Origin of the sequence: Breznakibacter xylanolyticus (assembly GCF_003254275.1) — a bacterium.
Taxonomy (GTDB): Bacteria; Bacteroidota; Bacteroidia; order Bacteroidales; family Marinilabiliaceae; genus Breznakibacter; species Breznakibacter xylanolyticus.
The window spans coordinates 19,252-32,845 of record NZ_QKZK01000036.1; the positions used below are offsets into that span (position 1 = coordinate 19,252).

The window sequence follows — 13,594 nt, forward strand, 5'->3', positions numbered from 1 at the left end:
ACATACAGCGCCGGAGCTCACACTCACATCGTCTTCGCGAGCTGTCAACCTGTTACTGTTGAAATCTCACCTGAGCATGAACCACCTCAACGCAAAAAAGGTTAATTTGCAAACCACCCACATTTGAAACCATCTCACATGCACTATTACATCAAGAACATGGTCTGCGACCGATGCATCCTCATCGTTGGGCAGTGCTTTGAACAACTGGGTCATCCCCCCCTTGGCATCTCCCTGGGCGAAGTCGAAACGGCGTTCCCCCTGTCACCCCAACGCCTTGCCGAACTGGAGAACCGTCTCACCGGTCTGGGCTTTGAGTTGATTGACGACACCAAAACCCGCCTGGTGGAGAAGATTAAAAACGTCATCATCGGGTTCATTCACCATCACGACACCCCGGTTAAAGTGAACCATTCGACTTACATCGAATCGCACCTGCACAAGGATTACGCCTACCTGAGCTCCCTCTTTTCCGAAACCGAAGGCATCACCATCGAAAAGTACATCATCCACCAAAAAATTGAGAGGGTAAAAGAACTGCTCACCTACCACGAGCTCTCCCTGAGCCAAATTGCCGATCAACTGGGTTATGCCAGCGTGGCCTACCTGTCGGGCCAGTTCAAAAAAATCACCGGACTTACCCCTACTCAATTCAAACAGCAACGGCCACCCCGCACCCCCCTGGATCGCGTGGGATCCTGAAAATGTTGTAACATTTGCCCACAATTTCGTAACACCATCTCCTGCCGTGCCCGATACCTTTGTAATAAAAAACACACGATGTCTACAAAGGTAAAAAAGAGCTACCCCTTGACCGGCCTCAGCTGCGCCGCGTGCGCCATCAGCGTCGAAAGCATGCTCAACCATCAACCGGGCGTGCTGGGGGCGGTGGTGAATTATGCCAACGCCACCGTGACGATCGAATACGATACCGATCTGACGCAACCCGCCGACCTCAAAAAAGCCATTCAGGCCATTGGTTACGACCTGCTGACGGATGCCGATCACAGTCATCGCCAGACCATTCAACAGGAACAATTCCGACAACTCCAACGCAACACCCTTTGGGCATCGGTATTGGCATTGCCGGTGATGATCATTGGCATGTTTTGGATGGAAATGCCCTTTGCCAACTGGCTGATGATGCTGCTGGCCACGCCCGTGGTGTTTTGGTTAGGACGACATTTCTTTGTCAATGCCGCACGACAGGCACGACACGGCAAGGCCAATATGGACACGCTGGTGGCCATGAGCACCGGCATTGCCTACCTCTTTAGCCTCGTCAACACGCTGTTTCCCCACTGGCTCACACCCTTGGGGCAGCATCCGCACGTTTACTATGAAGCATCGGCAGTGGTGATTGCCTTTATATTGGCTGGCAAACTGCTCGAAGAAAAAGCCAAATCGAGCACCTCGTCGGCCATCAAGAAACTGATGGGACTGCAACCGACCACCGTCACGCTGGTGGATGACAATGGCAGTGAACGCACCATCGACACCGCCCGGGTAATGCCCGGCAACCGGCTGCTGGTGAAGCCCGGCGAGCGCATCCCCGTGGATGGCGAAATTCACAGCGGTACCTCGTTTATCAACGAAAGTACCATCACCGGTGAGTCGATGCCCGCCGAAAAAACCAATGGCAGTAAGGTGTATGCAGGCACCATTAACCAAAATGGCAGCTTCATCATGACCGCACAAAAGGTGGGAGCTGACACGGTGCTGGCACACATCATTCAAATGGTGCAGGAAGCTCAGGGAAGCAAACCGCCCGTGCAGCGGTTGGTCGATAAAATTGCGGCCGTCTTTGTGCCGGTGGTCATGGGCATTGCTCTGCTCACGTTCGGGGTTTGGATGTGGGTCGGGGGTCATGATGCCCTTGCTCAAGCCCTGCTGGCCATGGTGTCGGTGCTGGTGATTGCCTGCCCCTGCGCGCTGGGACTGGCCACGCCCACGGCCATCATGGTGGGCATTGGCAAGGGTGCCGATGCCGGCATCCTCATGAAAGACGCCGAGAGTCTGGAACTCGCCCATCAGGTGGACACTGTGGTACTCGACAAAACCGGCACCATCACCCTTGGGAAGCCTGAACTCACCAACCTGATGTGGCTCACCCGCGATCACGAAACAACTCAGTTCACCGACCTGCTGTACGCCATTGAGGTGCGTTCGGAGCATCCGCTGGCCGCGGCGGTCAAGGACGCATTGCCCACACCGGCAACCCGGCACCATGACTTCGACCACTTTGAAAGCCTTCCCGGCAAAGGTGTACTGGTGCACATTGACCAACAACAATACCTGGTGGGCAACACCCGTCTGATGGCCGACCACGGGGTAACATTCCCCCCTCAGGTCGATGACCACATCGCCCAATGGCGCCACGAGGCCAAAACAGTGGTGGCATTCGCCTGCAACCAACGACTGCTGGCCGTGATGGCCATTGCCGACAAGGTGAAGGAGACCTCGGCGGGCGCGATCGAACAGATGCGCCAAATGGGGCTGGATGTGTACCTGCTCACCGGCGATAACGCCCAAACTGCCGCAGCCGTGGCCCGTCAGGTGGGCATCACCCATTATCGCAGCGAGATGTTGCCGGCCGATAAAGCAGCATTTGTTCAAATGCTGCAACAACAAGGCAGGGTGGTGGCCATGGCCGGCGATGGCATTAATGACTCGCAGGCGCTGGCACTGGCTGACGTGAGCATTGCCATGGGCAAAGGTTCGGACATTGCCATGGATGTGGCCAAAATGACCATCATCGCATCCGACCTTCGACAGATACCTGTGGCCATGCACCTGTCGACACTCACGGTGCGCACCATACGCCAAAATCTGTTTTGGGCCTTTATCTACAACGTGGTCACCATTCCCCTGGCAGCCGGAGCGCTCTATCCCTTCACGGGCTGGATGCTCAGCCCCATGATTGCCGGGGCGGCCATGGCACTGAGCTCGGTGTCGGTGGTGAGCAACAGTTTACGACTCAAATCCAAACGTCTTTCATTCCGTTCACCCATTACCACAAACATCAATATCATGAAAACACTCACATTCAAAACCAACATCAACTGCGGCGGCTGCGTGGCGGCCGTCATGCCCCATCTCAACCGCCTGCAGGGCATCGAATCGTGGAACGTCAACACCGCCCATCCCGACAAAATCTTGACAGTTAACACCGAATCGCTCACCGCCAACGACATCATCGATGCAGTGAAACAGGCAGGGTTCGTGATTTCGCAACGATAGATGATTACTGCCAATGACCCACCTGGCTACGACAGATGCATGCAAGGAGAGTCGGCCGTTGACCACCATCGTCGTCGCTCGTCTACGCATGTGGTAGACGCACGACTACCACATGCGTAGACGTACGACTACCACACACATGGTCAAGTAGCAAGCCATTTCACCACATGTTCACTCACGCCCCGTTTCGGATTATCATGCCGACAATCCCCATTTACCCCATGTAAGCCACTTCTTTAAATCCATATGCCCGATGGTCGCCCCCCGGTAACATCAACACCAGACGACCGATATCATCCACCCCTGCGATGGACGCGTCAAACTCGCCGGCATCGTCCTTAAAACGGTGCAACTGACTGTCGGCACGCCACATTAGTTGGTGGTAGTCGGCCGTCAACCCGTGTTCATCGCCATTGAGCAGGCGTTCGTATTGTTGGGTCAAATGCGTCATCACGCGCTCAAACACCTCGAAAAGGTCAATGGGATGTCCCAGCTGCTGTGCCATCGACACAGGATTGGGGGCATTGCTCACAAAACGGAGCTGATTTACATTGAGCCCGATGCCCACAACAGAGTCGGCCAGCGTGGCACCCATGATGCTGTGCTCGATGAGGATGCCCGCCACTTTTTTGTCATCTATATAGATGTCGTTGGGCCACTTCACGCACACCCCGTTGATGCCAAAGCTGCGCACTGCTTCAGCCACAGCCAGCGACACGGCCTGTGACACCCCAAATTGCTTGTGCACCTCGATGGTGCAGGGATGCAACAGCACACTCATGAGCAGGTTCATGCCCCGCTCACTCTCCCAGCCATTGCCGGCTTGCCCGCGCCCGGCAGTTTGGTAGTGGGTCATCACCACACTCAGCTCCTCCATGGGCTCTGATTTCATCAGGTGACGCATCTGGCTGTTGGTGGATGACAGCTCTTTGTACTCATAAACGGTAGCTTCGGCAGATTCGGACATATTGGCAGGATTAGACAATTTAACAACAATGGAGAATCATTCACTTTTCGGGGTAAAAATAGTATATTTGCCACACTCGGGACTAAAAAGCGTCAACACCCGGCACATCAAGCAAACGGAGGATTTTGAATGACTGAAGAACAAGCGCACACCGGCGCTGAACAATTGGCAAATGCCGTTGTTTTGGGATTACAGGAGAAGAAAGGCACAAATATTGTCATGCTCGACCTGCACGAATTGGAAAATTCCGTGTGTCAGTATTTTGTGATTTGCGACGGCGACAGCAACACCCACGTGTCGGCCATTGCCGATGCCTGCGAAGATTACGTATGGGAACAGATCAACGACAAACCCCTGCACACCGAAGGACATGACACCGCCCAATGGGTGCTGATTGATTACGGCGATGTGGTGGTGCACGTGTTTCAACGCCCCGTGCGCGCCTACTACAACCTTGAAGAACTTTGGGCCGATGCCCGCAGAACCGATATCGCCAACCTATTTTGAAATTAAACGCGAACTAAATAATGAACAACGAATCGTCAAACCCGCAGGGAGCGGACAACAAGCCCAAACTCCCGCGCTTTAACCTTTACTGGATATACGGCATCATCCTGTTTGCTCTGCTGATGGTAGGGGTGTTTAAAACCGGTCAAAACGCCGTGGACATCACCTACAGCGACTTCGAAAACCGCATCATGCAGGGCGGCGATGTGGCTCAAATCGTGGTCTTCCGCAACACCGGAAAGGCTGAAATCACCATCAAAGAAGAGGCCATTGACAAATACAAAGACTTGTTTGCTGTGGGCACCACCCCTTCCAAAACAGGCCCTCATTTCACCGTCACCCTCCCTTCGCTCGACGAATTTATAGATGCCCGCAACCAGGCCATCCAAAAAGGGCGCGACATCCCGGTGAGCTACGATGAACAAAATAACTTTCTGGGCGATTTCTTTGGCATGATTTGGCCCATTCTGCTCATCATCGCCATCTGGCTCTTCATCTTCCGCCGCATGAGTTCACAAGGAGGCCCAGGGGGAGGTGGTAACATTTTTAACGTGGGCAAGTCGCGCGCCAAGGTGTTCGAAAAAGAATCGGGCATCAACGTCAATTTTAAAGACGTGGCCGGCCTGGCCGAAGCCAAACAGGAGCTCGAAGAAATAGTAGAATTCCTCAAACGACCCGAAAAATACACCGAGCTGGGCGGTAAAATCCCCAAAGGTGCCCTGTTGGTAGGCCCTCCGGGAACCGGCAAAACCCTCCTGGCCAAAGCCGTGGCCGGCGAAGCCAACGTGCCCTTCTTTAGCATGTCGGGCTCCGACTTTGTGGAGATGTTTGTGGGGGTAGGCGCATCTCGCGTGCGTGACCTCTTTAAGCAGGCCAAGTCGAAGGCTCCTTGCATCATTTTTATTGACGAGATTGATGCCATTGGCCGCGCCCGTGGCAAAAACCCCAACTACGGTGCCAACGACGAGCGTGAAAACACCCTCAACCAGCTTTTGACCGAGATGGACGGTTTCGCCACCAATAGCGGTGTCATCATTTTGGCTGCCACCAACCGTGCCGACATTCTGGATCGCGCCCTGATGCGCGCCGGCCGTTTTGACCGTCAGATACAGGTGGAACTGCCCGACCTGAATGAGCGTCAGGAGATTTTTGAGGTGCACCTGCGCCCCCTCAAACTGGGTGAAGATGTGAAATCGGACTTTTTGGCACGTCAAACACCGGGCTTCTCGGGTGCCGACATCGCCAACGTGTGCAACGAGGCGGCTTTGATTGCTGCCCGCGGCAACAAAAAAATTGTTGAGAAGGACGATTTCCTCAGTGCCGTGGATCGCATTGTGGGCGGCTTGGAAAAGAAGAACAAAATCATATCACGAGACGAGAAACGTGCCATCGCCTACCACGAGGCCGGACACGCAGCCATCAGCTGGCTGCTGGAACATGCTCACCCGCTGGTGAAAGTGACCATTGTGCCGCGCGGAAAAGCGCTGGGCGCTGCCTGGTACCTGCCCGAAGAACGCCAGCTCACCACCAAGGAGCAAATTCTCGATGAGATGTGCTCGGCTCTGGGCGGACGAGCGGCCGAAGAACTGTTGTTCAACAAAGTGAGCACCGGTGCCCTCAGCGACCTCGAAAAGGTGACCCGCCAGGCTTACGCCATGGTGTCGTACTTTGGCATGAGTGACAAAATTGGCAACATCAGCTTCTACGACTCAACAGGACAAAACGAGTATGCGTTTAACAAACCTTACAGCGAAAAAACAGCCGAAACCATCGACAGTGAGGTGTCAACCATTGTGGAAGGACAGTACGTGCGCGCCAAACAAATTTTGACCGAGAACGCCATCAAACACGCCGAACTGGCCGAACTCCTGCTCGAGAAAGAAGTGATATTCAGCGAAGATCTGGAGCGAATCTTTGGTCAACGCCTCAAAACCGGCCACGTAATCACCGACGACTCCGTGACTCCCGTGTCCGAATAATCAAACACTGTGAACGCAAGAGAAATCATCCTCAATAAACTCAGGGCTGCCCGCGATGCGCGCGGCCCTGTTGCTTTTCCCGAACCTGAATGGGATACCGATGTCTTCCCAAAGCCAGACAACCTGGTGGAAACCTTTGTAACAGAGCTCACCACCATACAAGGGCAAGTTCTCACCGGAAACAGCCCGGACGAACTGCTTGAAAAGCTGGCAGCCTTTATGAAGGAGCGCCAAATTGACATCCTGTTTTGCAAGGACAGCCAGCTTAAAGCTACCCTCAATGGCTCCATTGTCCATACCGATGCTCCGGAAGCGTGGCTCGACATGAAAGCGGCCATTACTCGCTGCGAAGCCCTGGTGGCTCGTACCGGCGGCGTGGTGGTGAGTTCGGCACACGAGTCGGGGCGGGGGCTCAACGTGTTTCCGCCCATCCACATTGTGTGGGCCAATGCCTCCCAACTGGTGCCTTTTCCCGACGATGCCATCGAGGTGATGCTGCAACGCTACGGACACACGATCCCCTCGCAGGTGTCATTCATCACAGGCCCCAGCCGTACGGCCGACATTGAAAAAACCCTGGTGATGGGCGCCCATGGCCCCAAAGAACTTCTGGTGCTGCTGAATTTGCAGGCATAACGTTTTCGATCTAGATACAAAGGCTTTGTATTGACCAGCTCCGCAATGCCGGAAGCTGTTCGAACAAAGCCTTTTCATTTTAATGCAACTTCACCAAGCAAACATCATTATACAGAATGAAACGAATCAGTTGTGAGAGTTTTTTTATTCATCGTATTGTTATATTTTTGCACGGCTCGATTAGGATTTTTTAACAAGGCGAATCCTTCGGCAAACTCCAAACTACAACAACCTCGATGAATAACTTTTGGCAACGCACGCTCACCGGCGCCATCTTTGTGGTGGTAATGACCGGCATGATTTGGTTGCACGCTTTCACCTTTTTAATCTTGCTGCTGGGCATTGTGGGAGTTGGCACTTTTGAACTGCTCCGGATGATGGATCAGTCACCCGTGAAAAGCCAAACATCACTCGCTTATCTATTAGGAATAACAGCCATCGCGACTGCATTTGCATCGGCTTACCTCCATCTCTCGTTCATGATGCTGGTATTGATCCCCTTGGCGGTGACGGTGTTTATCGGTGAACTGTACCGCAGCAGCGAGCGTCCATTTTGGAACATCGCCAGCACGTTGTTGGTGCCCCTTTACACAGCTGTGCCATTTGTATTCCTGATCTTCATCGGGTTTCATAGCGGTGATTACCAGCCCGCCATCATCCTGTCGTTTATTGGAATGATTTGGACGAGCGACACGGGCGCATACCTGGCCGGAGTTACTCTGGGACGCCACAAGTTTTTTCCCCGCATCTCACCCAAGAAGAGCTGGGAAGGATTTATCGGCGGGGTGCTGTTGACGCTTGGACTGGGCGTGGCACTCTCCTACTTACTCAATCAACCATTGTCGCTGATGCTGGGCATGGCGCTCATCATATCGGTACTGGGTGCGATGAGCGACCTGGTGGAGTCGATGCTCAAACGCAGCGTGGGGGCTAAGGATTCGGGGACATTGTTACCGGGTCACGGCGGCATCCTCGACCGCTTTGATGCCTTTGTGCTCACGGCTCCGATGGTTTATTTTTACTTTATTATGCACGATTATCTGACTTTAATATTTTAACACATGAAGTTACACAAAGAAGGAAACGGCACCATTACCGTTGTTGTTCTGTTTCTACTCATCGTTAATTCGGCAGTTTATTATTTCTCGGGCTCCACAACGGCGCTCACCGTATCATTGGTGGCATCGTTGCCGTTATTGCTGATTGTATTGAACTTTTTCCGGTTCCCGAAAATCGAACCCATGCACAACGACAGGGCTGTGATTTCACCAGCCGATGGCAAAGTGGTGGTGATAGAAGAAGTGGAAGAAACAGAGTACCTTAAAACGCGCTGCATTCAGGTGTCGGTATTTATGTCACCACTCAACGTGCACATCAACTGGTTCCCCATCAACGGAATTGTGAAATACTTCCATCACCACAACGGACGGTTCCAGGCGGCTTATCTGCCCAAATCATCGACCGAAAACGAGCGCACTACCGTGGTGCTCGAACACAAAAATGGCAAGCAGATTCTGGTTCGCCAGGTGGCAGGTGCATTGGCTCGCCGCATTGTGTGTTACGCCAACGAGGGCGACATGGCCAAACAAAGCGAACAAATGGGATTCATCAAATTTGGTTCGCGGCTCGACATCTACTTCCCCCTGGGAAGCCGCATCGACGTAAAGCTGGATCAAAAAGTAAACGGCCGTCAAACCATATTGGGGTGGCTGGAATAAACATCATCAGGGACTACTACAAATTTCAAAAGAGGATTCACGACATTACGTGGATCCTCTTTTTTTTGACCATAGAAACAGGGCATGCTCTGTCCCTAATGTTATGGTCACATGGGATCCACATCAATTTGGACGATGAGGGAACGATACTCGGGCTGCGCCACGAGGGCGTGAATGGCTTGCTGAATGAGTTGTTTGGCACGCGCGGGTGAGGCTTTTTTTTCAATCTTGAGGACGATTTGCCGGATGTAAAGATTTTGGATGCGTGCGATGACGGGATCCTGCGGACCAAGAACGCGGTCGCCAAAAAGGTGCCGCAACGCGAGGGCGAGATTGTCGGCCGCACGGTGGGTTTTGTTTTGATCCTTGTGCTTAAGGGTAATGTTGATGAGTCGATAGAAGGGCGGGTACTTAAAGGTTTCACGCTCGGCAATTTGGATGGCATAATGGTGCGCGAAGTTATTGGTGATGACCTGTTGAATGACGGGGTGGTCGGGGTTGGTGGTTTGCAGGATAACGGTTCCCTGGCGATTCTTACGCCCGGCACGTCCGCTCACCTGCGCCATGAGTTGAAAGGCGCGCTCAAAGGCTCGGAAATCAGGGTAGTTGAGCATGGCATCGGCATCAAGGATGCCCACGAGGGAGACGGCATCGAAGTCGAGCCCCTTGGAGATCATTTGGGTGCCAATGAGAATGTCGATGGCGTGCTGCTCAAAGTCGTGAATGAGTTGCTCGTGGGCTTTACGGGTGCGGGCGGTGTCGAGATCCATACGCGCCACGCGGGCATCGGGAAAGATGAGCTTGATTTCTTCCTCGATCTTTTCGGTGCCGAATCCGCGCGTTTCGATGGATGGAGCGCCACAGGCAGGGCAGGTCACTGGCACAGGACGTGTGGCGCCGCAGTAGTGACAAGTGAGGATGTGATGATGCTTGTGATAGGTGAGGCTGACGTCGCAGTGGTCGCACTTGGGAATGTTGGCGCACTGTCCGCACTCCAGGTATGGGGCAAAGCCACGTCGGTTTTGAAACAGGATGACCTGCTCCCCGTCCGCGAGGGCTCGTGTGATGTGCTCAATGAGCAGGGGGGTGAAATGTGAGCGCATTTGCTTTTTGCGACGGGCGTCGCGCACGTCGGCCACCAGAATTTGGGGCATGAGGATGCCCTGGTAACGGTCGAAAAGCTGCACGAGCCCGAACTTACCGGTTTGCACGTTGTGGTAGGTATCGATGGCTGGGGTGGCAGTGCCCAGCAACACACGGGCACCATGCAGACGGGCGAGCACCATTGCGGCATCGCGGGCATGGTAGCGGGGAGCGGGATCGTATTGCTTGTAGGAGGGCTCATGCTCTTCGTCAACAATGATGAGCCCCAGATTGGTAAACGGCAAAAAGATGGCCGAACGAGCGCCCAGTACCACGTTGAAGTTGCCCTGGGCGAGGAGGTCGTTCCATATCTCCACGCGCTCTGCATCGCTGTATTTGGAATGGTAAATGGCCAGACGGTTGCCAAAGTGTCGGCGAAGGCGGGTGGTAATTTGGGTGGTGAGGGCGATTTCGGGGAGCAAATACAGCACCTGTTTGCCCTGCGCGATTTGCTCGTGAATGAGATGGATGTAAAGTTCTGTTTTCCCGCTGGAGGTGACGCCATGCAACAGCACCGTGTGTTGGGTTTGAAAGAGGTTGCGTAACTGTTCGATGGCCGTTTGCTGCACAGGGGTGAGCGGGTGCGGCTCAAGGGTATCGAGGAGCTGGGTATCAATGCGCCCCACCACCTTTTCGATTTGCATCACAATGCCTTTTTTCATCAGTTCGGCCAACTGGGCGGCACTGCCACCTTTGGCCAACAGGTCGGCTCGAGCAATGGCGGCACCCTCAAGAGCCGCTTTGTATCCGGCCAACTGCATAAGCTGCATTACCATTTCGAGTTGCTTTGGGGCACGCTCGAGGGTGGCGAATGCTTTGCGCAGGGCATCGTCGTTGCGCACTGCGGGCGACAGCGCCACCATCTGCACGATTTTGGGCTTGTAGCTCTCGCGTAGCTGTTCGCTCACGAATATCATTCCCAGGCTCATGAGATAATGTAGCACGGGCACCACATTGGGAATGCCGGTAGCCTGACTGAGGTCGCTGACGGTGCACTGTTTTTCCTGTGCCAGAAAATCAGCCACCTGTTGTTCTTTGTCGGAAAGGGGTTGCTGCTCGTGATAGTCGGCGTTGTAAACCACCACGGTTTCGCTCTCGAGCTTCAGACCTGAGGGCAGAGCCGCCTTGTACACCTCGCCGGGCGAACATTGGTAATACTCGGCCATCCATGCCCAAAAGTCGAGCTGTAAGGGCTGCACCACGGGACGATCGTCGAGGATGACTTGCACCTCCTTGGTGTCGTAGTCGGGCAGGCGGTCGTGAATGGCAGCCACAATGCCCGAGTAGAACTTTTTACGTCCAAAAGGAACCACCACGCGCATGCCTATCTCGCACCGGCTCTGCATGTCATCAGGCAAGGCATAGGTGAAGTGTTGCGGAATGGGAACGGGTAAAATGATATCGACAAAGAGGGCAGACATACGCGGGATGATTTGACCTGTAAGGGATAAAACAACGACAGACTTATTTTTTGGGGAGGATAACCACAGCCTGCTCATTTTCCGAAAGCAGGCGCTGAAAGGTGAGGGCATCATCGGCCGTGCCTTCATACATGCCAAAGTGAAATGGAATAGCCACCGAGGGACGAATGTCGAGAATGGCATCCACGGCATCTTCAACCTTATCCATGGTATACTTCTGCCCCAGGGGCATGAAGGCAATGTCGCAGCGAATGTTTTTCATATCGGGCAAACGCTGGGTGTCGCCGGGGTGATAAATAGTGACGTTGCCCGCAGTAATCACATAGCCCACCCAGTTGTTCTCCTTGGGATGGGTAGATTTGGTGATGGTGTAGGCAGGTACCACCGTCACGGCAATACCATCGATGGTAAAAGTATCGCCGGGCACCACGGCTCGATAAAGTGTGAACCCATTGTCACGCAACGAAGCCTCACAGTCGGGTGTGGCGATAATGCGGGTATGTGAGCCCACCACGCGTTTGAGATCAGCCACCGAAAGATGATCGCCATGGGTGTGGGTGATGAACACCAAATGCGCCGGCAGATCAATGGTAATGTTGAAAGGGTCGATGTGAATGGCTTGACTGCCGGCCATCCACCTCACCGACGATTGCCCGGTCCAGGTAAGTCCGTTCACAGTTTCGGCCAGTTGCGCAGGGACGGAACCCATCGCGTCCGAAGACTGCTGAGCACTCACCGACATGATAGAGAGGATGACTGCAGCGGACAAGGCTGCCATCGTTTTCCGGAACATGGGTTGACGTTTCATGGGTTTAATGAATTAAAAGTAAAAAGCTGGTTGTTATAAAGTGATCATTTTGAACAATGATAAAGACAATTAACTCAGATAACAATTTAAACACTCAGTCACAAAGGCACAGAACATTTTCATACTTTAGTTTTTATGGCACATCATTCACACAATTTTTAACGCATCGATTGCATAAACAATGGGGTTCGCAACATACAAAACTACTATTTTTGAGGGAGACATGGGGCAATGTGAGAGACAGATGTAAAAATGCCAAAAATTGAAATCGAGATTTTAATAAGGGAATGCCCTCCATCACTGTAACCTGGCTCACCATACCACCACCTCAGAAACCCGTCCTCATCAATTCCGAACAAATGGATTTGCACCAACACTACCAACAGCTCTATCAAAACTCGTTGCAACACATCAACAACAATGGCAACGACATCGACACCCTCATGAATGCCCCTGACGACCTGCGGCGGGGCATCACCCTCGTGGTGCGACCCGATGCGGCCATCCTGCAAAACATCCAACACATGACAGATGGCCTCAAAGCCCTCGATCCCCATCAATATTACCATCCTGCGGACGACTTGCACGTCACCGTCATGTCCATCATCACCTGTTACAGTGGCTTCGACCTATCAATGATCCATTTGCCCGACTATGTGTCGATGATCGAATCGTGTCTTCTCCCCTCCCCCGACATCTGCATCCGCTTCAAGGGCATCACGCTGTCGCCCTCCTGCATCCTGGTTCAGGGATTTATGGAAAACGACACTCTCACCGACATCCGGCAACGACTGCGTACTCGATTCAAAAGATCGTCGCTGCAACAAACCATCGATCAACGATACACCATTCAAACGGCTCACTCCACCATCGTGCGTTTCAGGCAACCGCTGGCCAATCAAAGCAAAATATTGGCATACCTTGAGCAATACCGGGAACATGATTTCGGATGTCTGCACACCCGCGACATCTCCCTGTTGTACAACGACTGGTACCACAAACAGGAAATTGTACAAACGCTTCACCGCTTCAGAATTCCAACACCCACAGCCAACGCCAGACAGTAAAAAGCAACAAGGCCGCCTCAATGAAGCAGCCTTGCTGATGATTTAACCCATCTTGCAGCTTTCCATCCAAAATTCATTAAAAAAACACCTTTTTTCACCTCAAAATAG

11 protein-coding genes are annotated in these 13,594 nt (G+C 53.2%); 8 read left to right on the forward strand and 3 right to left on the reverse strand.

Annotation, left to right across the window (positions count from 1 at the left end; all coding sequences use genetic code 11):
- The first annotated feature begins 138 nt into the window (after nucleotides 1-138).
- Both LX69_RS14930 and LX69_RS14935 read left to right on the forward strand, forming a co-directional pair.
- A complete protein-coding gene (locus tag LX69_RS14930) occupies nucleotides 139-702 on the forward strand; it encodes a helix-turn-helix domain-containing protein (RefSeq protein ID WP_111446851.1) in 564 nt (187 codons plus the stop codon).
- Between the two features lie 78 nt (nucleotides 703-780).
- Nucleotides 781-3,240, forward strand: coding sequence for a heavy metal translocating P-type ATPase (locus LX69_RS14935; RefSeq protein ID WP_170124418.1), 2,460 nt, complete (start codon nucleotides 781-783; stop codon nucleotides 3,238-3,240).
- 214 nt (nucleotides 3,241-3,454) lie between these two features.
- Here the strand turns inward: LX69_RS14935 and LX69_RS14940 are convergent, their stop codons facing one another.
- Entirely contained in the window at nucleotides 3,455-4,207 is a 753-nt protein-coding gene (locus LX69_RS14940) for a biotin--[acetyl-CoA-carboxylase] ligase (RefSeq protein WP_111446852.1), read from the reverse strand.
- Nucleotides 4,208-4,336: 129 nt separating this feature from the next.
- Between LX69_RS14940 and rsfS the strand changes: the two genes are divergently transcribed.
- The 5 genes from rsfS (at nucleotide 4,337) to LX69_RS14965 (ending at nucleotide 9,047) form a co-directional block, all read left to right on the forward strand.
- Nucleotides 4,337-4,714 (forward strand): ribosome silencing factor, encoded by a 378-nt coding sequence (gene rsfS, locus LX69_RS14945; RefSeq protein WP_111446853.1) that lies wholly within the window; start codon nucleotides 4,337-4,339, stop codon nucleotides 4,712-4,714.
- A gap of 20 nt (nucleotides 4,715-4,734) precedes the next feature.
- Nucleotides 4,735-6,693, forward strand: coding sequence for an ATP-dependent zinc metalloprotease FtsH (ftsH, locus tag LX69_RS14950; RefSeq protein WP_111446854.1), 1,959 nt, complete (start codon nucleotides 4,735-4,737; stop codon nucleotides 6,691-6,693).
- Between the two features lie 9 nt (nucleotides 6,694-6,702).
- Nucleotides 6,703-7,329 (forward strand): LutC/YkgG family protein, encoded by a 627-nt coding sequence (locus LX69_RS14955; RefSeq protein ID WP_111446855.1) that lies wholly within the window; start codon nucleotides 6,703-6,705, stop codon nucleotides 7,327-7,329.
- 236 nt (nucleotides 7,330-7,565) lie between these two features.
- Entirely contained in the window at nucleotides 7,566-8,387 is an 822-nt protein-coding gene (locus LX69_RS14960) for a phosphatidate cytidylyltransferase (protein ID WP_111446856.1), read from the forward strand.
- Between the two features lie 3 nt (nucleotides 8,388-8,390).
- Nucleotides 8,391-9,047, forward strand: coding sequence for a phosphatidylserine decarboxylase family protein (locus tag LX69_RS14965; RefSeq protein WP_111446857.1), 657 nt, complete (start codon nucleotides 8,391-8,393; stop codon nucleotides 9,045-9,047).
- A 107-nt stretch (nucleotides 9,048-9,154) separates the two neighbouring features.
- On the opposite strand, the gene priA is transcribed toward LX69_RS14965, so the two are convergent.
- Nucleotides 9,155-11,611 carry a replication restart helicase PriA gene (gene priA, locus LX69_RS14970; protein ID WP_111446858.1) on the reverse strand — a complete coding sequence of 819 codons (2,457 nt, stop codon included), beginning with the start codon at nucleotides 11,609-11,611 and terminating at the stop codon, nucleotides 9,155-9,157.
- Between the two features lie 43 nt (nucleotides 11,612-11,654).
- The gene (locus LX69_RS14975; RefSeq protein WP_111446859.1) at nucleotides 11,655-12,419 is read right to left on the reverse strand and encodes an MBL fold metallo-hydrolase; all 765 of its coding nucleotides are present in this window, start codon (nucleotides 12,417-12,419) and stop codon (nucleotides 11,655-11,657) included.
- Nucleotides 12,420-12,778: 359 nt separating this feature from the next.
- Between LX69_RS14975 and LX69_RS14980 the strand changes: the two genes are divergently transcribed.
- Nucleotides 12,779-13,486 (forward strand): 2'-5' RNA ligase family protein, encoded by a 708-nt coding sequence (locus LX69_RS14980; RefSeq protein WP_221621375.1) that lies wholly within the window; start codon nucleotides 12,779-12,781, stop codon nucleotides 13,484-13,486.
- The last annotated feature ends 108 nt before the right edge of the window (nucleotides 13,487-13,594 follow it).